Here is a 25,835-nt window from a genome sequence, read left to right on the forward strand (position 1 = left end):
AATCGTTATCTCGGAAACTCGTAGTCTCTGCCGGTACCGATAGGAATGTACAAAGGCTGAATGCTGATGTCCCTTACGGCATCCGTAGCGTCTTTTTTAACCACTTTAATGTATCCTACCGCAATTTTCGCCAGTTCGTTATTAGCTCCGAGCGGATCGCTTCCGTAATTGACCCCGCGGAAAGGTATGCTGACCAATGTTTTCGCGCCGTCGACCGAAATGTTGTCGGGACCGGTGCCGAAGTTGGTCACGGCATACACCAATTCTTTCGTATACGTATTCGTCGCCGAATCGAACTGAACATATTCTTTGGCCGATTCCGCGCTTGTCGCCGAATTAAAGATGCTGGTGCCAGCGGGATGTTCGACTGGCGAATTGCCGGATGAAATATAATGGATTCCGCTGTAGTCCTCCGATCCGGACGTGCTGACGGATTTGCTCTTATAGAGCAAATGCAGCTCTACCGCATAAATCGAATTCGTCCCGGTAAAATTGCTCATATCGACATTAACATTGAACAAACTAGGCACATTCGGATTGCTGACTTTCGTCAAAGTTACGGCAGGCGGGCTCGCGACAGGCGGCTTGACTTCTTTGGTTACCGGAGCGCTCGTATTGCCGGCTGCATCCGCTGCTGTCACAGAAACGATGTCCCCGGCGCTGAGCGTAAAGCCGGATAGCAGATACGCGTAGAAGTAACCGTTACTAGCCGCCGTGCCCTCGGCGATTTTAGTGCCGTCCCGTTTTACCGTAATCGTAGCGTTCGCCTCGGTTTTGCCGGAAATATAGGTCAGATTTGCATATACGTCATCGATCGATTCGATAACCGGCGGGGTCGTATCCGGGGTTTGCCCGCCTCCGCTGCTTCCGCCACTGCTTCCACCGCTGCCACTGCTTCCGGAGCTGTTCGATGGGCCGGACGAACCGTTCTTCGCATCGTCATACCGCTTGATTTCTTCGGTAGTTTTGTCTTTTTTCCATGCTGCCTCCGCGGCCGCCTTTTGCTCCGCCAAAGCTTTCTCATTCGCTTCTTTAATTGATTTGTTGGTCGCCTCGACCGTTTTCAAAATATCTTGCAGCTTCTGTAAAAGCTCTTTCATCCTTTCCGCTTCCTGCTGTTCTTTCAATTTCTGATTTTCCTCGGCCTGCTGCAAAGCAATCAGCTTTTTCTTCTCCAGCTCAGGATCGGTCCCGGCCGATTTATCGAGGTCTTTCACTTTCTCCAGATCGAGCTTGCGGATTTCCGTCGGAATTTTTTTGTTCGCCTCTTCGATGATTCCGTTCATCTCGTTCTTGAAAACTTTGTTATCCTGCACCGCTTTTTTCGCGAAGTTTCCTATTAGATTATCGAGGTTTTGAATCACCCTGGACAGTTCGTCGGCATTTTTGATGACGAAGCTTCCATCGTTTTCCACCGGCTTGCCCTGCTCAATCTCCTGCTTTTTCTTCGCTATGAATTCATCGTTCTCTTTGTCGATGCTTGCCTTGTCTTTAATGATAGCGGCAATGACGTTGTTCGAAGCCTGGGCGACGATGCTGTCGAGATTGACAAAATCGACTTTCACCGACAAATCGTCCACCTCGTCGCGCGAATCGAGCGAGATTTGCTGGGTCGGGTATAAGTAGGTCAGCTTTTTCGTTTGCGTGTTATCCTCATTCGTCGTTACGGTCGTAGCGGCGATTTTGCCCGCGGCTACCGCCATTGTCGTCTTGCCTGTTAGGGAATCCACATTGACAAAAAAATGAGTTCCGCGGACGCCCATGACGGCGGTCGGCGTTTCGACTTCGAATTCGTCATCGACGCCGGCGAGCGATTTGACTTTGACCCACATCGAGCCTGCCCATACCCGTAGTTTCGATTTCTTTTCGCCACTGGAGCCGCTCAAATCGGAAATATTCACTTCGGCGTTGCCGCCGATCGTGACTTCGCCGTCACCGCCACTCAGGTTTAAAGTTGCCGATGAATCGCTCCCCGTATACAGGGTGTCCCCTTCATTCAAGCTCATGTCCTGGTAGGCGTCGTACGTACTGGAGCCTCCGCCTTTCTTAACGGTTACATCGCCGCTAATGGACGTCACCACCGCAATGCGAACCGTTTTGGCTGCGGCGGGAATTGCCAGCGCCGATGAAACGAGCGCAAACACCATGCAAAAACTTACAAATAAAGCCATGAATGATTTCTTGTTCAACCGATTGCCCCGCATGTTCAACTCCACACTGATTTCCTCCTCAGTTCTCTAAATGACCCAGCACTTCATGCACCATTACAGGCTTTTCTTTGCCTTTCACTTTAATCTCGCCGACAGGCTCGATATGAAACAGGCTCTTGACTCTTTCATAAGTGTTCTCGCTGATCAAAATTTGACCGGGCTTGGCGTTCGACTCCAGCCGGGCGGACAAGTTCACGGTATCGCCGATAGCCGTGTAATCCAGCCGCAAATCTTCGGAACCGATGTTGCCGACGACGGCCGGGCCGCTGTTAATACCCAGTCCGAACTTGACGCCGATGCCGTACTTCTCGATCAGCTTCCGCTCGAGAATGTCCGCCTGCCCTTTCATCTCGATGGCTGCGCGGACGGCCATTTCCGGATGATTCCCGTATTCGATCGGTGCGCCGAACATAGCCATAACGCCGTCGCCTATGAACTTGTCAAGCGTCCCGTTGAATTTGAAAATCGCTTTGGTACATACGTCCAAATACTCGTTGAGCACCTGAATGACCTGCTCCGGCTCGAGCCGTTCCGACATCGGGGTAAACCCGCGTATGTCCACAAATATGAGCGTTATGTCTTTGCGGCTGCCGCCGAGCTTCACATCTTCACCGGACTGCAGCAGCTCGTCCACGACGGATTTGGAGACGAAGCGCCCGAAAATCCCGGTAACCCTGTTCCGCTCTTTGCGCTCAGCCAAATAGTGGCTCACTATCGAACCTATGTAAATAGTAACCAGGGCAAAAATCGGATAAATCATCGGCGCAAAAATCGAACCGATCGTATAGAGAGCAAACCACACTAAAATATACAAAATAAAGAGGCCGATAAAAATAAACAGCGCCGACTTCCCTCTGAATCTTTCAAATAAAACAATTGCCAGAATCGCCATGACGATAATGATAGCGACACCCGCAGACTTGCCGGTTTCCTTGTAAAACTTGCTCTCCAGCAAAGTCTGGATCATGTTGGCATGAATTTCGATTCCGAACATTTTGACGGAACTGACTGGGGTCGGGTACTCGTCCTGCATCGCGGTGACGTAAGGTCCGATCAGCACGATGGAGCCTTTCGGCAGCGGAATGCCGTTTTTGCTGTTCAGCAAGTCGATGAACGAAATCGTTTCGTATCCGGTATCCGTATCGATCGCCTGCCGCGGCTTCGAGTAATATTCCGTTGTCACCTGATTCCTTTCATTCGTCGGAATCACCTTATCGCCGCGCTTCCATTGCCCGGAAACGGCGTCTCTCTTGATTTTCTCGTTATCCGCAAGCACCAGATTGGCGAGCGCTGCGCTAAAGGCAGGTATGTATTGATTGTTCTCGTCAGGCAAGCCGACAGGCAGCATGCGCGCTTTTCCGTCTTTGTCCACGAAAACGTTAATATGTGCCATTTGAGTTTTGTTGGTAAATAAGGTGGCCGAGGGGTAATCGATCTTTTCCGGTACCAAATCTCCGGCGGATTGCTGTTTAGCGGGGTAATTAATTTGAATGGGCAGGATGACGTTATCGTATTTGGCGAGAACGTCGGCCAACGCTTTATCGTCAGCGGGGTTTTTGGAAGGTTCGGCCATGACGACGTCGACTCCGATTGCTGCTGCGCCGGACTGTTCCAGCTTCTCGATGGCCTGGGCGTATACGGAACGGTCCCACGGGAATTTCCCGATCGCTTTCAGCGATTTTTCATCGATTTTGACGATTTTGATCCGGTCGTCCGGTTCGCGTTCGTCCGTCGACTTCGTTTTTCGCAAGAAATCTTGCAAAGGCTCCTCAATGAATGCCAGCTTCCCGCCGGAACCGGCAGTATACAAATATGTCGATAATAGTATCAACACAAGACCCGCGGCCAGAGGCTGTATCCAATTCTTCTTGCGCATAAGTTCCTCCTGTAAGCGTACTAGCTTTATTGTAAGTTGCAGCCTCCGAATTGGCAATCAATTGTTAACGGCTTCTACAAAACGTATCATTAAAAAAACCCGATCCCATAACTGGAATCGAGTTTTTTTCGACATTTTATAAATTAGTTGAATGGAGAGTCGGCAACTTTAATGGAGTCCGTTGGGCATCCATCCTGTGCATCCTGCAGATCGTCGAACAGATCTTCCGGAATTTCCGTTACGCCTTTGTTGCCGTCGCCTTCAAAGATAACTTCAGCCAGACCTTCATCGTCGTAATCGTAGATGTCCGGTGCAGTTGCCCCGCAAGCGCCGCAAGCGATGCAGGTCTCTTTATCAACCCAAGTATACTTTCCCATATTTGAACTCCTCCTCAAAATATCCTCACAGTAAAATATAATATAAAACCTTCTAAAGTTCAAACCTTAATATTGCTCGTCTGAAAGTGGGCTACGATAAAATCCGTCACTTCTGCTGCGTCGTTCAGGTTCAATAGCGGCAAACCCGTTTGGATATCCGGCAAGTCAGTTGCTGCGGCAATAGGCTCAGGGTCCAGCTTCCCGACGATCCGGCTCTGCTCGGCCGTGCGGAAAACAGCGATCTTCCGATGCTTCTCCGTTTTGAATCCTTCTATTAAAATGTAGTCCACATCGGGCAAAGCCCCTATGATATCGCGCAAGCGGGGCTCCCGCTTTTTTTGGTACGTGTGCACCGCATCCGGCGATACGGTCACGACGGCATCGGCGCCCGCCCGGATAAAACGGCCCGAATCGGAACCTTCCGCTTCTTTATAATGTCCATGCGCGTCGTGTTTCAATACGGCCGCCGTATATCCGCGGCGCTGCAGCTCGCTCACCACTTTGGCGATCAAGGTCGTTTTCCCGCTGTTCGAATATCCGGCGAACCCGATAATATTGGCCATATGCCTAATCGCCCTCCTCCCGGTGAAGCGGATTGTTTTTCAAATGATCCATTTGCAGGGAAGTCCCGCGCCTCTTATGATTTCTGATTAGAGCGGAAGGATTGTCCCCGAGCATTCCCGCCGTCAAAATGGCGTCTTCGCCGTACTTGTCGCGCAGCTCGTCCATAATCCGGTTCAACTGGTCGCGGCGCGGCTGCTTCTCGTAATCGAACAAATCGAGCTGTATGGCCGTTTCTTCCTTGGCGGACAGACTTTGCAAAGTAATGCCGAGCAGACGGATCGGCCTGCCTTCCTCCCAATGGTGATCGAAAAGCTTGCACGCCGTCCGGTAAATATCGTCCATATGCTCGGTAGGCGTCTCCAACGTAACGGAACGCGTAATCGTCCTCATATCCGGATCGCGGATCGTAATCTGTATTGTGGATGAGACCAGCTTCTGCCTCCGCATCCGCCGCGCCACCTGGTCGGCGATGTTGAGAAATACGCGGTGCACCTCTTTGGGATCGGTAAAATCGCGCGGCAGCGTCGTCGTATGGCCGATCGACTTGCTCTGCTCCTGCTCCGGATTGACCGGGGAACGGTCTATCCCGCACGCCGCCTGCTTCAAATGCGGCCCCAAAATGCCGAAATGCTTGCTAAGCAGCTTCTCGTCCGCGCGCGCGAGCTGCCCGAGAGTGAGAATCCCCAGCTTCGTCAGCTTGTCCGCTGTCTTCCTCCCGATGCCGAACAAATAGTTGCACGGCTTGTCCCAGAGCACTTCGGGAACGTCGCGCAGCCTGATGACCGAAATCGCGTTCGGCTTTTTCAAGTCCGAGCCCATTTTGGCCAAAAGTTTGTTCGGAGCGACGCCGATCGAACACGGAAGCTGGAGCTCTTCCATAATGCGCCCCTGGATGCTCCGCGCTATCTCCATAGGAGTGCCGAACTGCTTGGAACCTGTTATATCTACAAAACACTCGTCGATCGACATCGACTCAACTAAGGGCGAATAGCTGTAGGCAATTTGCATAAACCGCCGCGAGAAGGCCCGGTACAAATCGAAGTCCGGCCGAATGAGCAGCAAATCCGGGCACAGCTTCAGCGCCTGTCCCACCAGCATGCCCGTTCTAACCCCTTGGGCCCGCGCCGCGTAAGAAGACGTCACAACGATGCCTTTGCGCAGCTCGACGCTGCCTGCCACGGCGATCGGCTTGCCTTTGTACAGCTCCGGCTCGACCGCTTCGTGAACCGAGCAGTAAAAAGCGTTCATATCGATATGCAGAATGACTCTGCCATTCTTGGGATAATGCTGATGAGGAGGAATACCGCTCATAATCGCCCAATCGCTCCCTCTTCCGCAAAATGGGGCATTTCCATTTTCTGCATTACAAAAAAAACAAATTTCGAAGCAAACGTAATTTTGTCAGGTTGTGTCCTAACTATAGGAATTATGCTATAATTGTACTATATATATTTAGCGCTTTAAAGCACATTCATTTGCTTGTAAAGCATCGTCAGCCAGCTTTCAGCTGTTTAAGGAGGAACCCATGTCAACTTCAGTTAAAATCTTCGATACCACGCTGCGGGACGGAACCCAAGGCGAGGGAGTCAGCCTGTCCGTCGAGGATAAAATCAAAATCGCCCGCAAACTTGACGAGCTGGGTGTTCACTATATTGAAGGCGGATGGCCGGGCAGCAACAGCAAAGACATCGAATTTTTCGACCGCGTGCGCAGCATGACGTTCACCAACGCCAAAATCACCGCTTTCGGCAGCACAAGACGCAAAGACTCCAGAGCCGAGGACGACGTCAACCTGAACAGGCTCGTGGAATCCGGCGTCTCCGTCGCGACGATTTTCGGCAAATCGTGGGATTTCCATGTGCATACGGCGATTCAAACGTCTCTTGAAGAAAACCTGGCGATGATTTTCGACTCCGTTCGTTTTTTGAAAAGCAAAGGCCTTGAAGTCATATATGACGCCGAGCACTTTTTTGACGGATACAAAAACAATCCGGATTACGCGCTGCAAACGATCCGCAAGGCGCAGGATGCCGGAGCTGACTGGATCGTGCTGTGCGATACGAACGGCGGCTCGCTGCCGGGCGAGATCACTGCGATCGTGACGGCGGTGCAGCAGGACATTACGGCGCCTGTCGGCATCCACGCCCACAACGACTGCGAGCTTGCCGTAGCCAACAGTCTCGCCGCCGTACAAGCCGGGGCCAGACAGGTGCAGGGCACGATCAACGGTTACGGCGAACGCTGCGGCAACGCCAACCTGAGCTCGGTCATCCCCAATCTTCAGCTGAAGCTGGGATACGAAGTCATTTCCGGCGATCAATTGAAATCGCTGACGCAAGTATCGCGTTACGTAAGCGAAATCGCCAACATGCATATGCCGGTCAACCAGCCGTTCGTCGGCAATGCGGCATTTGCTCACAAAGGCGGCATTCACGTTTCGGCGATTTTGAAGGCTGCCAGCACCTACGAGCACATTACGCCGGAGCTGGTAGGCAACAAACAGCGCGTGCTGGTATCCGAGCTTGCCGGACAAAGCAACGTGCTTGTGAAAGCCCAGGAGCTTAACCTCGATTTCAATAAAGAGAATCAAAAAACGAAAGAAGTCATAGAAAAGATTAAAGATCTTGAGCATCAAGGCTATCAATTCGAAGGCGCGGACGCTTCGCTTGAGCTGCTGCTGCGGGAAGCTTTCGAAGGGCTTGAGGAAATATTCACCCTCGAATCGTTCAAGATGCTCGTGGAAAAAACGGCCAACCAGGCCGTCGTCGCCGAGGCGATCGTCAAAGTGAAAGTGCACGGCGAAACGATCTACACCGCGGCGGAAGGCAACGGTCCCGTCAACGCCCTGGACAACGCGCTGCGCAAAGCGCTCGTGCAGTATTACCCGGACATCGAGCAAATTCATCTGTCCGACTACAAAGTGCGCGTCCTCGACGAAAAAGACGCGACAGCGGCCAAAGTTCGCGTGTTGATGGAATCCACCGACTTCAATTCGACCTGGAATACGCTCGGCGTATCCAGCAATATTATTGAAGCAAGCTGGTACGCTTTGGTCGACAGCTTGCGCTACGCGCTGCTGGGCCGAACAAGGGTCGAGCCGGTGAACAAAGAGCACCAGGAAAGACTCGGACTGGTCAATCACTAAAACAAGAAAGCTGCAAACAGCCTGATGATTCAGCGCTTTTTGCAGCTTTTTCTTTAGTTTTTGATCAGGCCTGCGATCTTTTGGTCCAGCTCTTTGGGCGATACGACATGGATCACCTCGCGAATAACGCCCTGCTTGTCGATCAAAAAGCTGGTCGGTATCGCAATAACCCCGTATGTATCCGCATTCGTCCCCTGCTTGTCGAGCAGCACCGGGAACGGAAATTTGTACTCCTCCACAAACTTCTTAATATTGTCCATCTTATCTCCGGGCGTTACGTTAACCGCATAAAGGTCGAACTGCCCCTTGTATTTGTTGTACACGTTCACCAAATCCGGCGCTTCTTCCTTGCAAGGCCCGCACCAGGATGCCCAAAAATTGACCAGCATTGGCTTGTCCCGTTGACCGCCGACCGTATATTCTTTGCCGTCAAGCCCGTTCAATGCGAACGGCGGTGCCAGAAAATTCGGTTTGGCCGCCTGTTCCGTAGGCAAAACCGTTTCCTGATTCGCATGATCTACGTTTTGATATACGGCAAATCCCGTCAGAAACACAACAATCGCGAGTATGAGCGCATTCCTTTTCAATGTTTGCACCTCCACTGTCTATATTATCTCCAATTGCGCCGAAATTCCAACATCTGAAAACGAAAAAAAAGAATGACATTGCCTGGACAAGGAGACAGTAAGATTACATTGTTGTACGGGAAGGAGTCGCATCATGGAAAAAACAAAAACAAGAAGGCTCAATATCGCATTCGAAAGCGAAGTTCCTGACCAACCGGTTCAGCGCGCCAAGCAGGACAGCGGAGGCGGCAAGCAAGCGCAGCAAATGAAAGGCATGATCTGGCAGTTCATCGCCATCGCGACGATCCCTTTAGTGCTCGTGCTCGGCAATTCCATGCTCGTCCCGATACTGCCGGAGCTGCAAAATCAGCTCGGTATCTCGCGCTTTCAAAGCAGTCTCGTCATTTCCCTGTTTTCCGTAACCGCCGGACTCATTATTCCGATTTCCGGTTATTTCTCGGATCGCTTCTCGCGCAAAGCCGTGATTATACCTTCGTTGATCATATACGGAGCTGCAGGCGTCCTGGCCGGCTTCGGAGCAATTTGGAAGTCATATACCGTACTTATTATCGCCAGGGCCATTCAAGGCTTGGGAGCCGCAGGAACAGCTCCTATCGCGATGGCTTTGGTCGGGGATCTGTTCAAAGGAGCAACCGAAAGCAAAGCCCTTGGCCTGACGGAAGCGTCCAACGGCGCCGGAAAAGTGTTAAGCCCGATTGCGGGATCGCTGCTCGCCCTGATCGTCTGGTACGCGCCTTTTTTCGCGTTTCCGGCGTTTTGCGCGTTATCTTTGCTTGCTGTCATTTTCATCATCAAAGAACCGAAAAAAACGAAAGAACCGCAAAAGCTAAAACCCTACATCGGGCAAATCGGCAGCATCCTCAAGCAAAAGGGCAGATGGCTCATCACTTCCTTTTTCGCCGGTTCATTAGCGTTGTTTATTTTGTTCGGCGTCCTGTTCTATTTATCCGACATCTTGGAAGGCGCGCCATACAACATTGACGGTGTGAAAAAAGGCCTTGTCCTCGCCATCCCGCTGCTGGGCATGGTCGTCACCTCGTACACAACCGGGGCGCTGATCAAAAAAAACGGCACCTTAATGCGCTGGCTGATGAACATCGGGCTTTTGATGATGACCGTATCGCTCGGCCTGACCATATTCTTTTTCTCCAACCTGTATGTATTTATCGGTTTATTGACCTTAAGCGCCGTAGGCACAGGCTTGCTGCTGCCCTGCCTGAACACGATGATTACCGGCTCGGTCGAAAAGGAGCAGCGCGGCATGATCACATCCATCTACAACAGCCTGCGGTTTATTGGTGTCGCTTTCGGGCCGCCGATTTTCGAATGGCTGATGAAAATATCGAATCAGACCGTTTTCATCACCGTTTCTTCACTCTCGCTGATCACGCTGGGCCTCGTCTTCTTCCTGATCAAACCGCAGGGCAAAATCAGCTAGGAGTATGCACAAAAGTAACTCCGTCGGACAGACTCCCAGTCAGGCTCCCCGCTCCCCCGGGAGTCTGTTTTTTTTGATGCCAACCTTGTATAATGCGTTGTATCAGGAAGGAGGGATAGCCGATGCACGTCCGCATCCAAAAAAGCTTATACGAACATCTGATCGCCACCTGCAAAAAAGCGCTTCCAAACGAAGCGTGCGGTTTCCTGACAGGCATTCGCTTGGCGCACGGCTTCGAAATTTCCTCCATCATTCCCGTCAGCAATCAAGCCCTGCAGCCTGAGCGCCGTTTTGAGATGAGTCCCGCGGAAATTATCCCCCTGCTGCTAAAACCGGATGCAAATGTTGTCGGCATCTATCACTCCCACCCCGCAGCTCCGGCCGCGCCTTCGCAAGAAGATCTGTCCACGCTATGGCATACCCTGCCTACGTATTGGATTATATCGCTGCAGGACGAACGCAAGCCCGAAATCGGCGTGTTTCAAATAAAAAAAGCCGCCCCGATCTCCTTTCACAAACTTGCGTTTGCGATCGATCAGTGATGGCTTAACAAAGCGTACAAATCTCCGAGCGTGTCGACATCTCTGGAGCGGATTTCTTCCATAAACCTGGACCACAGCTTCGCCGTCATCAAAGAATCCTCAAGCGCATGATGGCGCTGGGTAACCGGAATTTCGTACGCATCCAGCAGAGCGTCGAGGCTCAAATCTTTCCGCTTCGGCATCAGCCATTTGGCGATCATCATCGTATCCAGCACCCGGTGGGAAAGGCTGACTTTGGATGTTCTCCATAAAGCCGCATTCAAAAAGTTTTTATCATGGCCGGTCGCATGGGCGACGAGCACTTTTTGCCCGACAAACTCTAGAAAATCCCGCAAAACCTGGATCAAATCCGGCGCATCCGCGGCCATTTCATTCGTAATTCCGGTAAGCCGTATGATGTCATCCGGTATTTTTCTTTTGGGATTGACCACACTGTAAAAAGTTTGATCCTCCATAATTTGACCGCCAACTACGGATACCGCGCCAAAAGAAATAATTTCGTCCCCGTTATAGGGCGCAAAACCGGTCGTCTCCAAATCAAACACAACGAGCTCCATCGAATGAAGCGGCATATCAAAAAGAGAATTTTTCCGCTGCTCCTTGAGCATCGAGCGAATAAACGCCATCTGCTGCGCACTTTGCACATCAAACATGGACGTAATGGCAGGCGTCAGGCCTCCCATTTTATACAAATGCCACATACGACCCGCAGGGCGCATGTCCTTCATCGCAATTCACTCCTTTCCGCCTTATCCGATCCGTATATCTAACCCTTTTCTCTCTCTATTTGCGTTTCAACCGACTTTTTCACATATTTTTGCAATTCCATTCCGACCCGCAAGCACTGCTTCAGCTCCTGCTTACGCTCTTTGGTAAGCTGCTCCGCGCCCAGCTTGCTCCTTGTCGTATACAATCCGTTGTCGATTTGGAACGGCGTCAAATCCCGAAGCTTCAAAGCAATCGCAAAAGCTTCGCGCCATCCCTTGGCCGCTTCCTCCGTTACGACGCCCGCTTCCGTCAGCCGATCTATCCTCTCCAGCGTAGATGAGGGATGAACAGCGAATTGTATCGCTAACAAACGAATCCCGTTCACAATCGGAATATAGGCCCCGTATTTAATATCGAACCCGCCTGCATCTTCGCCGTAGCGCTCCGTAATTAAATGACCGAACACGCCTAACGAAATTTTGTGATGCAGCGTATTGGACAGCAAAAACCGAAGTATGGGCGGATGCGCCCCCACATAATCCAAAAACTCCGCCTTAAGCTTGTTCACCAGCGCCTCCGAGCCGTAAATGCAGCGCATATCCGCAACAATGAGCAAATACCGGACATGCTCCCAGGTCGGCTCTCCGAACCACCCGTTCAGCATGTTCACGTACTGGGACAGAGGCTTCCGCCACTGCTTGTTGCTTGACACGACATTTCCTTGACAAGGAGGATAGCCTAGCACATGCAAGCCTTGAAGGATGCAATCCACCAGTTGAGAAAAATACAGCTCCAACTCTTCCTCGGAATGTTCGGGGCTATCTTCGTAAATAAATCCGTTGTCCTGGTCGCTCCACAGCGTTTGCTCGCTTCTGCCGCCGCTGCCGAACAACATAAACGCATAAGGTACCGGAGGACGGCCCAACCCTTGATCTTCCAAAATTTGTTCAGCCAATTGAACGGTTCTGCAGATCAGGGCATCATGAACCCTGTTGATATCCATCCCCAACTGAGAGGAATAGGAGAAAAGGAGATGCTCCCGAAACATCTCATGTACCTGATCCCTGGTAATCCGCATCTCATCGAACTGTTCGGATTGATGAATGCGTTCCATGATCTGTTCCATTGAGAGATGTTTCATGTTGCATCCCCTTTGCCTAGTAAGTAATCGTTCTTTTTATACGGAAACACCGCTTTGGTTCGCTTTTTTCATTTGCTCCGGATAGCCGTAGGAACCGTGTTCCGACAAGTCCAGACCGATGATTTCTTCTTCTTCCGTTACGCGGAGGCCTACAGTGGCTTTCACGATACCCAGAATAATGAAGGAAAGTACGAGAACGAATATGAATGCGCCGAACACGCCGAGCGCTTGAACTCCCAATTGGTGGAATCCGCCGCCATAGAACAATCCGGGTCCGCCGACCGCAGCTTTTGCAGCCAGTTCCGGCGTAGCGAACAAGCCTGTGGACAGCGTTCCCCAAATACCTGCGATACCGTGTACGGAGAATGCGAAGATCGGATCGTCGATGCCTAATTTTTCAAACCATTGAGACGTGAAGAAAGTAATAATACCGGACAAGGCGCCAATTACGATAGCTGCCCAAGTATCAACGTAGGCACAAGCAGCCGTAATCGCTACAAGCGCTGCAAGAACACCGTTCAACATGCTTGGAATGTCGGCTTTTCCGAAGTACATCCAGGAGATAACCAAGGCTGCGACACCGCCTGCCGCGGCAGCCATATTCGTAGTCAGCGCTACATAGCCGAAAAAGCCGTCGCCCATTGCGCTTACAGTACTTCCTGCATTGAATCCAAACCAGCCGATCCAGAGAATAATAACGCCGAGTACGGACAAAACTTGGTTATGGCCTGGAATCAAATTGACCGTTTTATCTTTATTATATTTACCAATACGAGGTTTCAGCAAGATCGTGGCGACAAGAGCGGCAGTCGCGCCTTGAAGATGGACGACCGTCGAACCTGCAAAATCCTGCATGCCAAGTTGGGCCAACCAGCCGCCGCCCCATACCCAGTGAGCGACAATCGGATAAATGACGATCGTAAACAGGATACTAAAGATGAAGTAAACGGAAAGCTTCGCTCTTTCGGCAAAACCGCCCCAAGCGATCGCCAAAGATACGCCTGCAAAAGCTAATTGAAACAGGAACTTAATCGATACCGGAACATCGACAGCTGCCAGCGAGCCGAACGCCGCTTTCGCTTGATCTTCCAACCCGGAAACGAAAAATCCCGTTTCTCCGAAGAAGGCGTTGCCGTCGCCAAAGGCAAGACCGAACCCTACGGCCCAGAAGGCGATCGCGCAAATGCCGAAGGTCAAAATCGTTTTGCCGGCGACATGCCCCGCATTCTTCATTCGAGTCGAGCCTGCTTCAAGAAGCGCAAAACCCGCTTGCATGAAGATAACCAGAATAGCTGCCAGCATAACCCAAACTGCGTTCACCGCACTTTGCAGTTGAGGAGTAGTCGGATCTTCCGCAAATGCCAGAGTAGGGAACAACAATGCCATGATGCCAAAAGCTAACAAAAACTTCTTAACCACACGACCACTTCCTTTAATGTTAGATTAAATAACATATAATGAAATTCTTAATGTCATTATATACAGGAAGATACGGTTTGACAATAGGATTTTCTTTAAAAAAACAAAAAAAAACGAAAAATAACCTCACATCTGACATTCATAATTCGTGTTTTACCATAATATATAAAAATCAATGTTAGGGAATGTATCGAACAAGCTGTGCAGTTTTGTATATTTGATGAACTGAAGCATTACGTTTGACTGTATGGTTTGCAATCAGGTATCATATTTCTATATGGTAATTTCGAAGAAAACGTGGAGCAGAGGTGATTGATAGTGGGAAATAAGCTCTATAAAATCGGAGAATTAGCAAGACTGGCCAATGTCAGTCCCCGGACCATCGATTACTACACCAAGCTGGGATTGATCGAACCTGAAACAAGATCGGATACGAATTATCGACTATACAGCGATGAAACTTTGAACTTGCTCAAACGTATTGAAAAGATGAAGAGCGAGAAGTACAGCCTTGAGGAAATCAAAGCGAGCTTGCAGCAATTGAATAAAGTGTCTCAGGACGATACGGTGAGAGATAAGCTTACATCGATGCAGCTTCATTTGGAGCAAGTCGCCAAGGAAGCCAAAGAACTCGGACCGATCATTCAGCAGCTCAAACCGAATCAGCTGAAAAAACTTTATAAAATCTTAACGCAGCCAACTGCTGCCTGCATTGAAGCGCTTGTGATCCTGCTGGGCAAAAATCCATTCTCATAATTGAATATGGAGGAATGCGTATGTTTTTTCACCCGATGGATTTTCTCATTATAATTGCATTCGGACTTTCCTTGTGGGCTTCGTTTCGCGTAAGGGGGACGTTCAACAAGTGGTCGGAAGTTCCCGTATATTCCGGAATGACCGGCGCTCAAGCCGCCAGAAGGATGCTCGATGCCAACGGACTCTACGACGTGCCCGTAGAAGCGGTTCAGGGAACGCTCACCGACCATTACGACCCGATCGCCAGAGTAGTTCGGCTGTCGGAGCCCGTTTACTACGAAAGCTCGATCTCGGCCGTTTCCGTCGCCTGCCATGAAGTCGGCCATGCGATTCAGCACAAAGTCCACTACCCGATGCTCGTCATGAGACATCAGATGTTCCCTGTCGTCAACTTCGCTTCCGGAGTTGCGCCAATCCTGATCCTCGCCGGATTCTTCTTCCAGCAGATTCCTTGGCTTCTGGGAATCGGCATTTTGTTCTTCGCGGCAGCCGTAGCCTTCCAGTTGGTTACTTTGCCCGTCGAGTTCAATGCAAGCTCGCGAGCCCGCGAACTGATGGTTGCCGAAGGATTCATCTCCAACGAGGAAGAACACGGCGTAGCCAAAGTACTGAACGCCGCGGCGCTCACCTACGTAGCCGCAGCCCTGATCTCCGTGCTGGAGCTGCTCAAGTACATTATGATATTCAACAGCCGCAGCAATGACGATTAACAAAAAAGGACGAAGCAAAAGTTACAGCTGCTTCGTCCTTTTTTTGTGACTCCGCCGCTGGAGCTGAGCCCACCAGTTTGGCAGCACACGAAGAAATCCTGTAAGACTCCCCATGACGTCTAAGCACCACCCCGACAGTAGGCAAATAAACAGGTCTACTGCGTTCCATTTTCGTATAAAGAGCGCCCGTAGCGAAACATTTTTGCACATGTGAGACTGCCCAGCCCCCCACGTCAGAGCCGGTCGTACATTCCACCTGTTTGCACGAAAAAACCTGCAAAAGTACAGTTTTTGCTCGATGGATACGCTGCCCACGACATATTCCTGCAAATGTGCAGGCTTTTCGCGGCGAACATGGGCTCAGATCCATTTTCATTGAAAATTCCTGCACAATCGCAGGCTTTTCGCCCGAATGAACCATTTTCACGAAAAAACCTGCACTTTCGCAGTTTTTTCCTTACCAAGCCGCCCTATCCCCCCACTTCAGCTCCCGCAACCCATGCAGCAGGAAAGGTGGGTCGGAGAACAGCGGCTGCGCCTCTTCCGATTCCTCTACCCCGTCACTTTAGTAATCTCATTCTTGCGGGTGTTCTACGCGTTAATAGAGATGTGCCTCTCCAGCGTTGCGTTTTCTCAACAGCCTGGACTACGCAGGTTTTTCCGCTAATACATAGACTCAGCCCCATTCCAATTGGGGAATGCTACACCTTTATACGAAAATAAACACAGCAGGCCTGATTATTTTCATTTATGCGGGGTGACGTCCACGGCGTCTTGAGAGTTTTCGCAGGTTTTCTGTCGCAGGACGGTCATTTTGTCGCCAAAAAAAGACGCCTCCCCACAAATACGGTGGTTACGGAGACGCCTTTTGGGGCATGCTAGCGCTCTCAACAGGATAGCGCTTTATTATTTCTTGATCTGAAAATACTCGTTCAGAAACCGGCTGAACACATCGGCGACAAGCGGCAGCTTTTCCCCGCTGCGCTTTATTAAACCGACCGTCCGGGTGACCTGCGGGTCCGTAACGCGGATTTTCGCCGGCTGGAGCGCTCCGCCTTCGACCAGCGCCATGGCCGGCAGCAAGCTGACGCCCATGCCTGCAGCGACAAGACCGCGAATCGTGTCGGTCTCTTCCCCTTCAAAATCGATTTTCGGCGTAAAACCGGCTTTCAGGCACGCTTCCATTACAATCGACCTTAGCGTGTACTCTTCCTTGAACATGACGAACGATTCGTCCTTCAACTGCTCCAGCCGAATCGAGTTATATTCCGACAAAATATGGTTGGCCGGCAAAATGGCGTAAAGCTCCTCCGTCAGCAAAATTTCACCTGTTACCAGCTCGTGCGTTTCCGGGAAAGGTGAAATAAAAGCAAGATCCAGCTCGCCCTTCGTCACATCGCGAATCAGGCTGTTATATGTGCCCTGGCGCAGCCTGAACTTCACATTCGGATGATCCTTTTTAAAAGCCGCGATGACCGACGGCAGCAAATTGATAACCAGGCTGTGCGGAAAGCCGATGCGGATTTCCCCCGCTTCAGGATCGAGAAATTCGTGAATTTCCCCGACAGCGCGCTCCAAATCGGTCAAAATGCCTTCAACTCTGCTCAGAAACAACTGACCTACGGAAGTCAGATGCAGATTGCGGCCTTTTTGTACGAACAAACTTACACCCAGTTCCTGCTCAAGCAAATGAATTTGCCGGCTGACGGCAGACTGCGCCACGTGCAACTCCTCAGCGGCCTGGGTAACGTGCTGTTTTCTGGCAACTTTCACAAAATATTGCAGTTGTCTTAGCTCCACGATTTTGCTTCCCCCAAATGTAATGGCAGCATTCACTGCACGTTCCGTTCGCATACTCGGCTTTAATTATAGCCTTATAAAACCGATTGGACAACCTAACTTCAAAAAGCTTATAATGAAATAGTTGATACTTGGCATGGAAAATAAAGGAGGAAACAGTAATCATGGCACAAGAACGTACAGGTGTGGCTACCTTTAAAAGCAATCCGATTACATTGATCGGACCGGAAGTCAAAGCAGGCGACAAAGCGCCTGACTTCAAAGTCAACAAAGATCTGATGACACAAGTTTCCCTCGCGGATTATGCCGGCAAAGTGAAACTGATCAGCGTTGTTCCATCATTGGATACAGGCGTTTGCGACGCGCAAACCCGCCGTTTCAACGAAGAAGCAGCGAACCTTGGCGACAATGTTATCATTCTTACAGTCAGCGTTGACCTGCCATTTGCCCAATCCCGCTGGTGCGGAGCGGCAGGTGTAGATAAAGTAGTAACCCTGTCCGACTACAAATCCAAATCGTTCGGCGAAGCTTACGGCGTACTGATCAAGGAATTGCAGCTTGATATGCGTTCCATTTTCGTCATCGACGCTAACGACACGGTTCAATATGTAGAATACTTGAGCGAAATGACAGCTCACCCTAACTATGAAGCAGCTATCGACGCTGTGAAAAAACTTCTCTAATTTCAACATACGAAATAAATAAAAACAGCAAGGAGGCCAAGCTTCCCTGCTGTTTTTATTAACCGTCAATTTTATATGAAGCGAGCTTCCGGTCCAATTGTTTGTAAATATCAAGTATCGTACGATAGTTCGAACCGAGATCTCCCATAGAGCCGCGGGAGGCGGAATAAATATCAACAGCGGTTTTAACCGGGTTAATGGCAAACAGGGTCAGCGTAACATCCTGCGTCCTGCCGAGCATCGTTCTTCGTTCAGCGACGATCTCACCGACATTTTTCACTTCATGCAGCAGCTTGTATCCTGGCGTTTTCTTGAGCATTGCGGTAATCTCATCCCAAACCTGATCTTTGGGCAGCTTGTAATACCTTGTTTTGAGCAATGGATCTCTGGCTCTCTCTCCGGTCGTTTCGTGGCTGCGAACCAACCCAATTAAAGTTCTCTTTAGCAAAAGCCTGCTCCCCCTTCAATGAAGTGTATAGACCGCTTGCCATTTCTACACTAACCACTATCTTACCACTGATTAAGCCCAAGCAAAAGAGGAAAAATGAAAAGCAAATGAAAAAAGCAAGGATGCAAACACCCTTGCCCGATTTCTATAAATATGCGATTATCCGAAAAAAGTTCTGTAAAGCAGATAAGCATTTAGCCCTGCTATCACAATGGCTACGAACCAACTGAGCACGCGCATCCACACCGGAATGACGAGTTCGCCCATTTTCTTGCGGTCGGAAGTAAATTTGACAAGCGGGATGACGGCAAACGACAGCTGCAAAGAAAGAATAACCTGGCTAAGAACGAGCAAATCGGTAGCGCCTTTTTCGCCGGAAATGGCGATCACAATAACGGCGGGTACGATCGCGATCATGCGCGTAATCAAGCGGCGCAGCCATGGGGTTAGCCGAATATTCAGGAAGCCTTCCATCACAATTTGTCCGGCTAGCGTTCCGGTTAAGGTAGAGTTTTGCCCTGAAGCGAGCAGCGCGACTCCGAACAAAATGCTGGCGGCGCCGGTTCCAAGCATCGGGCCCAACAGCTTATAAGCGTCTTGAATTTCCGCCACTTCTTGGCCTGCCGAATGAAACGCCGCGGCGGACAAAATGAGAATAGCGGCATTCACGAACAAAGCGAGCATAAGAGCAACCGTCGAATCGATCGTTGCAAAACGAATGGCCGAGCGCTTTCCTTCCACAGTCCGTTCGTAGTCGCGGGTTTGGACAATGGAGGAGTGCAGGTACAAATTATGCGGCATCACGGTTGCGCCAAGAATGCCGAGCGCGATGTACAGCATCGCAGGATTCGTCACGATCTCGGTTGTCGGTATAAAACCGGCGGCGACGGCTTGAAACTCGGGTTTTGAGAAAATCATTTCAAATACAAAGCAGATCGTGATGACAGCCATCAGACTGATGACCATCGCTTCAATATAACGGAAGCCTTTTTTCTGAAGCATAAGTACGATCAAAACATCAACGGCAGTAATAATTACGCCGTATACGAGCGGGATGCCGAACAATAAGTTCAGGGCGATCGCCGCGCCGATCACTTCGGCCAAATCGCAGGCTGCAATAGCCAATTCGCATAAAATCCAAAGAACGAATGAAACAGGTTTGCTATAATGATCCCGGCATGCTTGCGCCAAATCCCTGCCCGTTACAATGCCCAGACGGCTGGATAAAGCCTGCAGCAAAATCGCCATCAAGTTCGATATTAAAATGACCGAAAGCAGCGTGTAGCCGAACTGCGATCCGCCGGCCAAATCGGTTGCCCAGTTGCCGGGGTCCATGTATCCGACGGCCACAAGATAGCCCGGTCCTATGAAAGCAAGCAGCTTACGAAAGAAGCCGGCCTTTTTCGGCACTGCCAAGCTTTGGTGCACTTCAGGCAAACTCGGCATAGGTGAATGTCGTTTCCATCCGCTTGACTCCTGTTTTTCAGTTTTGTAAGCCACTTCCATGTTGAATCCCTTCTTTCTCTCGACCAATAATGTTGTCCCCGGGAAACTTTCTATGGTCATTATACTACACATTTTCAAATTATGCTACAGGCAAAAACTTATGTGAATGCGAAAAAAAGTTTCCCTATGGAAACATTATTGATCTCGACAAAGGCGATCTCGGCAATGAAGCTCAATACGATCATATGAAAGGAACTGTGTTGATGTGCGAGCGGCAATTTCCTTCTTTCAAAAAGAAGGATTTCTGATGAAAAGTGCGAATATACTATACCAGTTATCTTTGTATATTCACTAAACAAACAAAGGTCGTGCAATTGAACATGACTGCACGCTTTTCCAGGAGGTATTGGCTATGCCGTATTTTTTAGGGTTGGATTTGGGAACTTCCGCGGTTAAATGCATTCTTGTCGATGACTCCGGCCGGGTTATCGCGAGCCACAGCGTCGAATATCCGCTGCAGCAGCCTCATCCGGGATGGGCCGAGCAGCATCCGGAGGATTGGTGGAACGGCACGGTGCAGGGCATCCGTGCCTTACTGGACAAGACCGGCATCCCCGGCAGCGAGGTGGCCGGAATCGGCTTCTCCGGCCAGATGCACGGGTCGGTGTTCCTTGACGAAGCGCAGCAGGTCATCCGGCCTGCGCTGCTGTGGTGCGACCAGCGCACGGCGGAGCAGTGCGCTTATATCGAAGAGGCGGTCGGCAAAGACGAGCTTGGCCGCCTCACCGGGAACCGGGCGCTGACCGGCTTTACAGCGCCCAAAGTCATTTGGCTCCGGCAGCATGAGCCGGAGCATTACGCGCGCGTGCGGCACCTGCTGCTGCCGAAGGACTACGTCCGGCTGCGCCTGACGGGCGAGTTCGGCATGGACGTCGCCGACGCCAGCGGCACGCTGCTGCTGGACGTGGCCGGCCGCCGCTGGTCGCAGACCGTGGCCGAGCGGCTCGCCATTCCGCTGGAATGGCTGCCGCCGCTCTTTGAGTCCGGCGACGTAGCCGGCCGGCTGCTGCCGGAGGCAGCCAGCCTGACCGGGCTGGCCGCAGGCACGCCGATCGTCGCCGGCGGCGGCGATCAGGCCTGCGGCGCCGTCGGCGTCGGCGTCGTGCGCCAAGGCATCGCGTCCGTGGCGCTCGGCACTTCCGGTGTCGTCTTCGTACACGACGACACCTATCAAGCCGATGAAACGTACCGGCTTCATTCGTTCTGCCACGGCGTGCCGGGCAAATGGCACCGCATGGGCGTTATGCTCGCCGCCGGGGGCTCGTTCCAGTGGTGGCGCAATCATTTTGCGCACGAGGAACTCGAACGGGCGCAGCAGGAAGGCAAGGACGTCTATGAAATTTTGACGTCCGAGGCCGCGACCGCTCCCCTTGGGAGCGAAGGGCTGATTTTCCTGCCCTACTTGTCCGGGGAGCGCACACCGCATCCCGATCCGAAAGCGCGCGGCGGCTTTATCGGTCTCAACATGCGGCACGGCAAAGCCCACCTGACCCGCGCCCTTCTCGAAGGCATTACCTTCGGGCTGTTGGATTCCATGCAGCTTATTAAGGAGTCCGGTATTGAAGTGACCGAGCTTCGCGTGAACGGCGGAGGCGCAAGAAGCCCTTTCTGGCGCCAAATGATCGCCGACATCTTCGGCATCCCCGTCGTCACCGTTAATTCGACCGACGGACCGGCTTACGGCGCCGCCATCATGGCCGCATCCGGCGTGCTCAACGAAGACATCACATCCCTTTGCGACAAATGGATCCAAATCGTCGACCGCGTCGAACCAAACGCCGAAAACCACCTGCAATACGAAGCTTACTACCAAATATACCGCAGTTTATACGGAACTTTGAAAAGCACTTTCCATCAATTAAGTGACTTGGTTCAGCAATAAGAATATCACAGCCCTTGCCTAATTTGAGCAAGGGCTTTTTTTACTAAATCTTCTTTTACAATTGTCTTGTTTCATGTACTATTAATAGATACACTCGTAAAATTAAGGAGAACTAGATGGTACAGGACGGAAAAAGAAATTACCTTATTATTTTAATTGTTTACATATGCGCAACCGTACCTACCTACTTCACTTTAAACAAGTTTATGGTCGTATATGTTCCGTTGTTTACGCTTACATTAACTATGTACCTTTTGCGTAATGAATATGTAAATCTGAGCATTAAAGAAGTTTTTTCGAAAAATTCCTTAGGCAAGTGGATACAAATAGGCATCTTAATCCCACTGACATTAGAAATTGCATTTAATTTGTTTATAACAAGCACACAAATATCTGTCCCCCATCAACTTATGCTCCAATACCCGATAATGTCTGTACATATGCTGCTAAATGCGCCAATTGTCGAGGAAGTTGTTTTTCGAAAAATTATATTTGGCCAACTCTCCAAAAGAACGAATTTCTACATTGGTTCTTCTGTCAGTTCATTACTTTTTGGCATGCTTCATAATGATTGGCAAGGTTTTATGCTTTATTTCATGATCGGCGTCATTTTCTGCCATATATACAAAAAAACAAATTCTATCATACCTTCACTGTTAGGCCATTTCGTACTGAATTTAATTTTCATATTGAACATATCTTCGCGTATGTAAACAATATGGTATTAAAATTAGTCGATTTTTGTCGTAATTTGTAGTATATTAGTACTATATTACTAATTCGTATATTAAGGCACACGTTTAGCAAAGAAAAATAGTTATTTGAAGCATCGAAACTTAATAAAACAAAATCAAATATTGAAATGACGGTGGGTGCCATTATGAATTTTGCGATAAATATCTTGTTTTCCTTTATCGAATTTTTGGCGGGTCTATCGTTCGCAGATGTTTTATTTAGATTGCCGATTGAAAAGAATAAAAGATTGAAGCATGTCATTATTTCACTTTTTCTTGCTGTAGAATCTGCTTATTTCTCTACATATTGGCACAATGCACTAATCACATTCATGTTCACGCTATTTTTATGGGTCATATCATTGGTTGTATTTTTTCAAATATCAATATGGTTCAGCATGCTGATCGGTATTATTTCAGGTCTTTTGGGCGTTGGCCTAGAGCTAGTCGGATTTATGATCGGTAATTTGATTACAACCGTAAATTTACATGAAATAACCGAGCTCACCAGAAATGTAGTTCTTTTCTCTGCCGCAGCTGCGCTTTACTTAGCTTCATTTTTTCTCAGCCGTAAAAAATTCGGATTTCTGATTCCGAACATATACAGCAACCCGCCTCTGAACAAATTATTTTTTATTGTTTCTTCTTGTATGCTAGCGTCACTAATGGTAGCTGTGTTTACTACATATTTGTATACTATGGATATAGGAATCTTCCATTTTATTATTGCAATTTGCCTGTTGATATGTATATTTTTTATTGTCTTCTATTCTTACAAATTTAATAAAAAATTGTTAAAAGACAAATACAACAGAAACGGAAATACTACATGGATATAGTGAACAAATGGATTTATCAAATTGCCGATTATTCTGTAAAAAACAATCCTCAGTCGCCTTCCAGAGAAGTAATTGTTTTTGTTTTTCAGGTGCTGGCTAACATTATTGTCAGCTTTATGGTGACTTTAATTGTTTGTAGTTTTACGGGTCATTTCAAGCAAGCACTTATTGTTATTGCTTCTACAATAATCATCAAGATGTTTATTGGAAGCTTGCACTTTAAATCTGTTGTTTTATGCATGATTTATTCGTCTGTTGTCATGATATCCTTATCACATATAGAAATTTCCAGTTTCACTTTGAAATGTGCACTATCTTTGATCGCTCTAATTTCAGTATATCTATATGCTCCCAAAAATGTTGTCGTATTTTTCAAATTTTCTCAAGAAAAAATTAAACATTTAAAGTGGATTGCAATAGTTCTCATTTTATTAAGCGTATTTTTTCCAACTCCTCTTGTTAATGCTACTTTTATTTATCATGCTATTTCTATCACTCCTTTATTTGATAAGTTATTTAAACTCGTGGAAAGGAGGACAAATATATGAAAAAACTCGCGTTAGGCGCAATCTCTCTCGTAGTCGCAGCTGTAGCTATGATCGTACCTTTGGCTGGACCTTTGAGTTGGACAGCAAACTCCCCAGAAATTCCACAAGAACTAAAAGACAAATGGAGCAACTAAAATTAAAAAGGACTATCTCCGGAAACAAGCTGGAGATGGTCCTTTTTACGTTCTCGTTTAAAATTCTTTCTGGTTCGCTTTTGCCCAGTCTGCCGTGAACTTCTCGATTCCTGCATCTGTCAGCGGATGCTTCATCATGCTCTCGATGATTTTGTAAGGCACTGTCGCGATGTCCGCTCCGAGCAGTGCTGCTTCGATGACGTGTGCGGAGTGGCGGACGCTTGCAGAAATGATTTGGGATTCGATTTTATGTACCTGGAAAATTTGGCTGATTTCTTGAATCAGATTCATTCCGATCTGGTTGATATCATCAAGCCGGCCGATAAACGGCGAAACGTAGGTGGCGCCTGCACGTGCAGCCAGCAATGCTTGCGTAGAGGAGAAAATGAGTGTCACGTTTGTCTTGATTCCCAGGCTTGTGAAGATCTTGGTTGCTTTCAGGCCTTCCGCTGTCATCGGAACTTTAATGACGATGCCTTCGCCTAATGCAGCAAGCTTTTTCCCCTGCTCGACCATCTCAGGCGCTTCAAGCGATACGACTTCCGCGCTGATCGGGATATTGCCTACAATTCCGATGATTTCTTTGAGCGTTTCAAAGAAATCTCTTCCTTCTTTTGCTACGAGCGATGGGTTTGTCGTAATCCCTGAAATGACGCCAAGTTCAAAGGCTTGTCTGATTTCACTTACGTTTGCTGTGTCGATAAACAATTTCACTGTTCTCCACCACCATTTTTCATAATATATAGGCACAAAAAAAACCCGCATATGCCGTCCGGTTTTGGCGTTTCAAACCCGCTCTCGCAGGTGGGTGACCGCAGAATCGTTTTTGAAGTCCCTTTTCGAGGGCATGACAGCCGCGCTTCTATATAGGTCTCCCTAGAAACAGTCATTGGTTCAAAACAACTTAAAACCGAGACGTACATCGCAGGATTCTTTTGTAGTTCTTATTATAGTCCCGTACCCGCGGTTTTTCAACTGGTAGGTTTACTATTTAGTCTTCTCATTTTTGTCAGGATTATGCATTTCTTCCGCTGCCGTATTTGAAAGGGCTTCCGGTCCCTCTTCATTCTCAGTCTGCTCCTGATTTTGCTGCTCTTTTTCCTCCAGCTCCTGCTGCTTCATTTGCAGCTTCGTAAAGCTGCGGTTAAACTGCCAAAAAGAGAAGGTCGCCATAACGCTGCCCATAAAAAATACGACAAGGAAAAAGTTCATCTTCGTTAAGCAAATATACAAGATAGCTCCGTTGCACAGGATCAGCACAATGGAATTGATCGGGCTGCCGATCGAAATCAGAATGGAGTTCTTCACGATTTGCAGCACTTTCATGTGAAGATGCACCATAATTGAAAAGAAATTGAAAATCGCGATGGCGATCACTACCGAGAAGGCAATGAACAGAACGGACAGCAGCCGAAGCGAACTGCCTTGTGTGATGTAAAAGCGGTAGTTCACGATAATGATCGCGATAACGATAATAAAAATAATTCCGCCAACCATGCTTTGCACATAGTTTTCTTTATAGCCGCGGAAAAATGTTTTTAGTAGAGGTACATCCTCTTCCCCGGTAACCCATTTCCGGGCCACAGTGAACATTGCAGCCGTAGCTGGAAATAAAGTAAACGGTGCCAAAATAGCTATTATGGGAAGAGTGGAAAACAATGCATCCGGAGATTGACTGATCAATCCCATAAATCCAAAAAAGAAAACCGGCACAGAGCACAAAATCCAGAGTATGTTGATCACCGATAGCCGCATGATCCATTCTGTTATTCTGTACAAACCACCCAT

At 49.1% G+C, this 25,835-nt stretch carries 25 protein-coding genes and 1 other RNA gene; 11 read left to right on the top strand and 15 right to left on the bottom strand.

Annotation, left to right across the window (positions count from 1 at the left end; all coding sequences use genetic code 11):
• Positions 1 to 5: 5 nt before the first annotated feature.
• The 5 genes from AC6RNO_RS12145 to AC6RNO_RS12165 form a co-directional block, all read right to left on the bottom strand.
• Positions 6 to 2,216, bottom strand: coding sequence for a FecR domain-containing protein (locus tag AC6RNO_RS12145; protein ID WP_497105587.1), 2,211 nt, complete (start codon positions 2,214 to 2,216; stop codon positions 6 to 8).
• A 13-nt stretch (positions 2,217 to 2,229) separates the two neighbouring features.
• Complete coding sequence (locus AC6RNO_RS12150; protein ID WP_497105588.1) at positions 2,230 to 4,086, bottom strand: CHASE2 domain-containing protein; 1,857 nt, start codon at positions 4,084 to 4,086, stop codon at positions 2,230 to 2,232.
• Positions 4,087 to 4,229: 143 nt separating this feature from the next.
• Positions 4,230 to 4,463, bottom strand: coding sequence for a ferredoxin (locus tag AC6RNO_RS12155; protein ID WP_474679422.1), 234 nt, complete (start codon positions 4,461 to 4,463; stop codon positions 4,230 to 4,232).
• A gap of 59 nt (positions 4,464 to 4,522) precedes the next feature.
• On the bottom strand, positions 4,523 to 5,026 hold the full coding sequence (gene mobB / locus AC6RNO_RS12160) for a molybdopterin-guanine dinucleotide biosynthesis protein B (protein ID WP_497105589.1): 504 nt from the start codon (positions 5,024 to 5,026) through the stop codon (positions 4,523 to 4,525).
• Between the two features lie 4 nt (positions 5,027 to 5,030).
• Positions 5,031 to 6,338: a DNA polymerase IV gene (locus tag AC6RNO_RS12165; protein WP_488434825.1), complete on the bottom strand. Its 1,308-nt coding sequence runs from the start codon at positions 6,336 to 6,338 to the stop codon at positions 5,031 to 5,033.
• A 214-nt stretch (positions 6,339 to 6,552) separates the two neighbouring features.
• Here AC6RNO_RS12165 and cimA point away from each other — a divergent pair, with 214 nt between their 5' ends.
• Positions 6,553 to 8,172, top strand: a complete 1,620-nt coding sequence (gene cimA / locus AC6RNO_RS12170) for a citramalate synthase (RefSeq protein WP_488434826.1) — start codon at positions 6,553 to 6,555, stop codon at positions 8,170 to 8,172.
• A gap of 53 nt (positions 8,173 to 8,225) precedes the next feature.
• Here the strand turns inward: cimA and AC6RNO_RS12175 are convergent, their stop codons facing one another.
• Positions 8,226 to 8,768, bottom strand: a complete 543-nt coding sequence (locus AC6RNO_RS12175; protein ID WP_497105622.1) for a redoxin domain-containing protein — start codon at positions 8,766 to 8,768, stop codon at positions 8,226 to 8,228.
• Positions 8,769 to 8,892: 124 nt separating this feature from the next.
• Here AC6RNO_RS12175 and AC6RNO_RS12180 point away from each other — a divergent pair, with 124 nt between their 5' ends.
• Together AC6RNO_RS12180 and AC6RNO_RS12185 are read left to right on the top strand one after the other, a co-directional pair.
• Positions 8,893 to 10,197: an MFS transporter gene (locus AC6RNO_RS12180; protein WP_497105590.1), complete on the top strand. Its 1,305-nt coding sequence runs from the start codon at positions 8,893 to 8,895 to the stop codon at positions 10,195 to 10,197.
• Positions 10,198 to 10,319: 122 nt separating this feature from the next.
• Positions 10,320 to 10,739: a M67 family metallopeptidase gene (locus tag AC6RNO_RS12185; RefSeq protein WP_474679427.1), complete on the top strand. Its 420-nt coding sequence runs from the start codon at positions 10,320 to 10,322 to the stop codon at positions 10,737 to 10,739.
• On the opposite strand, the gene AC6RNO_RS12190 is transcribed toward AC6RNO_RS12185, so the two are convergent.
• The 3 genes from AC6RNO_RS12190 to AC6RNO_RS12200 are packed head-to-tail and all read right to left on the bottom strand — an operon-like array spanning position 10,733 to position 13,974.
• Positions 10,733 to 11,467: an exonuclease domain-containing protein gene (locus tag AC6RNO_RS12190; RefSeq protein WP_474679428.1), complete on the bottom strand. Its 735-nt coding sequence runs from the start codon at positions 11,465 to 11,467 to the stop codon at positions 10,733 to 10,735. The genes AC6RNO_RS12185 and AC6RNO_RS12190 overlap by 7 nt on opposite strands.
• Before the next feature lie 38 nt (positions 11,468 to 11,505).
• Complete coding sequence (locus AC6RNO_RS12195; RefSeq protein WP_497105591.1) at positions 11,506 to 12,588, bottom strand: DUF294 nucleotidyltransferase-like domain-containing protein; 1,083 nt, start codon at positions 12,586 to 12,588, stop codon at positions 11,506 to 11,508.
• Between the two features lie 36 nt (positions 12,589 to 12,624).
• Positions 12,625 to 13,974, bottom strand: coding sequence for an ammonium transporter (locus AC6RNO_RS12200; protein ID WP_474679839.1), 1,350 nt, complete (start codon positions 13,972 to 13,974; stop codon positions 12,625 to 12,627).
• Positions 13,975 to 14,322: 348 nt separating this feature from the next.
• On the opposite strand from AC6RNO_RS12200, the gene AC6RNO_RS12205 reads away from it, so the two are divergent.
• Together AC6RNO_RS12205 and AC6RNO_RS12210 are read left to right on the top strand one after the other, a co-directional pair.
• Positions 14,323 to 14,763, top strand: coding sequence for a MerR family transcriptional regulator (locus AC6RNO_RS12205; RefSeq protein ID WP_474679840.1), 441 nt, complete (start codon positions 14,323 to 14,325; stop codon positions 14,761 to 14,763).
• Positions 14,764 to 14,783: 20 nt separating this feature from the next.
• Complete coding sequence (locus tag AC6RNO_RS12210) at positions 14,784 to 15,473, top strand: zinc metallopeptidase (protein WP_497105592.1); 690 nt, start codon at positions 14,784 to 14,786, stop codon at positions 15,471 to 15,473.
• Positions 15,474 to 16,379: 906 nt separating this feature from the next.
• Here the strand turns inward: AC6RNO_RS12210 and gltC are convergent.
• Positions 16,380 to 17,273, bottom strand: coding sequence for a glutamate biosynthesis transcriptional regulator GltC (gene gltC, locus AC6RNO_RS12215; RefSeq protein WP_474679431.1), 894 nt, complete (start codon positions 17,271 to 17,273; stop codon positions 16,380 to 16,382).
• A gap of 164 nt (positions 17,274 to 17,437) precedes the next feature.
• Between gltC and tpx the strand changes: the two genes are divergently transcribed.
• Complete coding sequence (tpx, locus tag AC6RNO_RS12220; protein WP_474679432.1) at positions 17,438 to 17,956, top strand: thiol peroxidase; 519 nt, start codon at positions 17,438 to 17,440, stop codon at positions 17,954 to 17,956.
• 58 nt (positions 17,957 to 18,014) lie between these two features.
• Here the strand turns inward: tpx and AC6RNO_RS12225 are convergent, their stop codons facing one another.
• Together AC6RNO_RS12225 and AC6RNO_RS12230 are read right to left on the bottom strand one after the other, a co-directional pair.
• Positions 18,015 to 18,404, bottom strand: coding sequence for a DUF1499 domain-containing protein (locus AC6RNO_RS12225; protein ID WP_474679433.1), 390 nt, complete (start codon positions 18,402 to 18,404; stop codon positions 18,015 to 18,017).
• A gap of 159 nt (positions 18,405 to 18,563) precedes the next feature.
• On the bottom strand, positions 18,564 to 19,910 hold the full coding sequence (locus tag AC6RNO_RS12230; RefSeq protein WP_497105593.1) for an Nramp family divalent metal transporter: 1,347 nt from the start codon (positions 19,908 to 19,910) through the stop codon (positions 18,564 to 18,566).
• Positions 19,911 to 20,262: 352 nt separating this feature from the next.
• On the opposite strand from AC6RNO_RS12230, the gene xylB reads away from it, so the two are divergent.
• From xylB to AC6RNO_RS12255, 5 genes are all read left to right on the top strand, one after another.
• Positions 20,263 to 21,792, top strand: coding sequence for a xylulokinase (xylB, locus tag AC6RNO_RS12235; protein ID WP_497105594.1), 1,530 nt, complete (start codon positions 20,263 to 20,265; stop codon positions 21,790 to 21,792).
• A gap of 428 nt (positions 21,793 to 22,220) precedes the next feature.
• A complete protein-coding gene (locus AC6RNO_RS12240; RefSeq protein WP_474679841.1) occupies positions 22,221 to 22,505 on the top strand; it encodes a CPBP family intramembrane glutamic endopeptidase in 285 nt (94 codons plus the stop codon).
• A 167-nt stretch (positions 22,506 to 22,672) separates the two neighbouring features.
• The gene (locus tag AC6RNO_RS12245; protein WP_497105595.1) at positions 22,673 to 23,365 is read left to right on the top strand and encodes a hypothetical protein; all 693 of its coding nucleotides are present in this window, start codon (positions 22,673 to 22,675) and stop codon (positions 23,363 to 23,365) included.
• Positions 23,356 to 23,913 (top strand): accessory gene regulator B family protein, encoded by a 558-nt coding sequence (locus AC6RNO_RS12250; protein WP_497105596.1) that lies wholly within the window; start codon positions 23,356 to 23,358, stop codon positions 23,911 to 23,913. Before AC6RNO_RS12245 ends, AC6RNO_RS12250 begins: the two co-directional genes overlap by 10 nt.
• Entirely contained in the window at positions 23,910 to 24,047 is a 138-nt protein-coding gene (locus AC6RNO_RS12255) for a hypothetical protein (RefSeq protein WP_497105597.1), read from the top strand. The genes AC6RNO_RS12250 and AC6RNO_RS12255 overlap by 4 nt, the downstream gene beginning before the upstream one ends.
• Before the next feature lie 57 nt (positions 24,048 to 24,104).
• On the opposite strand, the gene fsa is transcribed toward AC6RNO_RS12255, so the two are convergent.
• From fsa to AC6RNO_RS12270, 3 genes are all read right to left on the bottom strand, one after another.
• Entirely contained in the window at positions 24,105 to 24,761 is a 657-nt protein-coding gene (gene fsa, locus AC6RNO_RS12260) for a fructose-6-phosphate aldolase (RefSeq protein ID WP_497105598.1), read from the bottom strand.
• Positions 24,762 to 24,799: 38 nt separating this feature from the next.
• Positions 24,800 to 24,981: non-coding RNA, 6S RNA (gene ssrS / locus AC6RNO_RS12265), on the bottom strand.
• 53 nt (positions 24,982 to 25,034) lie between these two features.
• Entirely contained in the window at positions 25,035 to 25,835 is an 801-nt protein-coding gene (locus AC6RNO_RS12270; RefSeq protein WP_497105623.1) for a DUF624 domain-containing protein, read from the bottom strand.

The organism is Paenibacillus sp. sgz302190, assembly GCF_059820445.1.

What these genes read in the sequence shown, in the direction of transcription:
- AC6RNO_RS12240 (WP_474679841.1), top strand. Translation starts at nt 22,221, where the DNA reads ATGTCTGTACATATGCTGCTAAATGCGCCAATTGTCGAGGAAGTTGTT.
- xylB (WP_497105594.1), top strand. Translation starts at nt 20,263, where the DNA reads ATGCCGTATTTTTTAGGGTTGGATTTGGGAACTTCCGCGGTTAAATGC.
- AC6RNO_RS12255 (WP_497105597.1), top strand. Translation starts at nt 23,910, where the DNA reads ATGAAAAAACTCGCGTTAGGCGCAATCTCTCTCGTAGTCGCAGCTGTA.
- tpx (WP_474679432.1), top strand. Translation starts at nt 17,438, where the DNA reads ATGGCACAAGAACGTACAGGTGTGGCTACCTTTAAAAGCAATCCGATT.
- mobB (WP_497105589.1), bottom strand. Translation starts at nt 5,026, where the DNA reads ATGGCCAATATTATCGGGTTCGCCGGATATTCGAACAGCGGGAAAACG.
- AC6RNO_RS12200 (WP_474679839.1), bottom strand. Translation starts at nt 13,974, where the DNA reads ATGGCATTGTTGTTCCCTACTCTGGCATTTGCGGAAGATCCGACTACT.
- AC6RNO_RS12155 (WP_474679422.1), bottom strand. Translation starts at nt 4,463, where the DNA reads ATGGGAAAGTATACTTGGGTTGATAAAGAGACCTGCATCGCTTGCGGC.
- AC6RNO_RS12245 (WP_497105595.1), top strand. Translation starts at nt 22,673, where the DNA reads ATGAATTTTGCGATAAATATCTTGTTTTCCTTTATCGAATTTTTGGCG.
- AC6RNO_RS12250 (WP_497105596.1), top strand. Translation starts at nt 23,356, where the DNA reads ATGGATATAGTGAACAAATGGATTTATCAAATTGCCGATTATTCTGTA.
- AC6RNO_RS12195 (WP_497105591.1), bottom strand. Translation starts at nt 12,588, where the DNA reads ATGAAACATCTCTCAATGGAACAGATCATGGAACGCATTCATCAATCC.
- AC6RNO_RS12230 (WP_497105593.1), bottom strand. Translation starts at nt 19,910, where the DNA reads ATGGAAGTGGCTTACAAAACTGAAAAACAGGAGTCAAGCGGATGGAAA.
- AC6RNO_RS12270 (WP_497105623.1), bottom strand. Translation starts at nt 25,835, where the DNA reads ATGGGTGGTTTGTACAGAATAACAGAATGGATCATGCGGCTATCGGTG.
- cimA (WP_488434826.1), top strand. Translation starts at nt 6,553, where the DNA reads ATGTCAACTTCAGTTAAAATCTTCGATACCACGCTGCGGGACGGAACC.
- AC6RNO_RS12165 (WP_488434825.1), bottom strand. Translation starts at nt 6,338, where the DNA reads ATGAGCGGTATTCCTCCTCATCAGCATTATCCCAAGAATGGCAGAGTC.
- AC6RNO_RS12180 (WP_497105590.1), top strand. Translation starts at nt 8,893, where the DNA reads ATGGAAAAAACAAAAACAAGAAGGCTCAATATCGCATTCGAAAGCGAA.
- AC6RNO_RS12185 (WP_474679427.1), top strand. Translation starts at nt 10,320, where the DNA reads ATGCACGTCCGCATCCAAAAAAGCTTATACGAACATCTGATCGCCACC.
- AC6RNO_RS12150 (WP_497105588.1), bottom strand. Translation starts at nt 4,086, where the DNA reads ATGCGCAAGAAGAATTGGATACAGCCTCTGGCCGCGGGTCTTGTGTTG.
- AC6RNO_RS12190 (WP_474679428.1), bottom strand. Translation starts at nt 11,467, where the DNA reads ATGAAGGACATGCGCCCTGCGGGTCGTATGTGGCATTTGTATAAAATG.
- AC6RNO_RS12210 (WP_497105592.1), top strand. Translation starts at nt 14,784, where the DNA reads ATGTTTTTTCACCCGATGGATTTTCTCATTATAATTGCATTCGGACTT.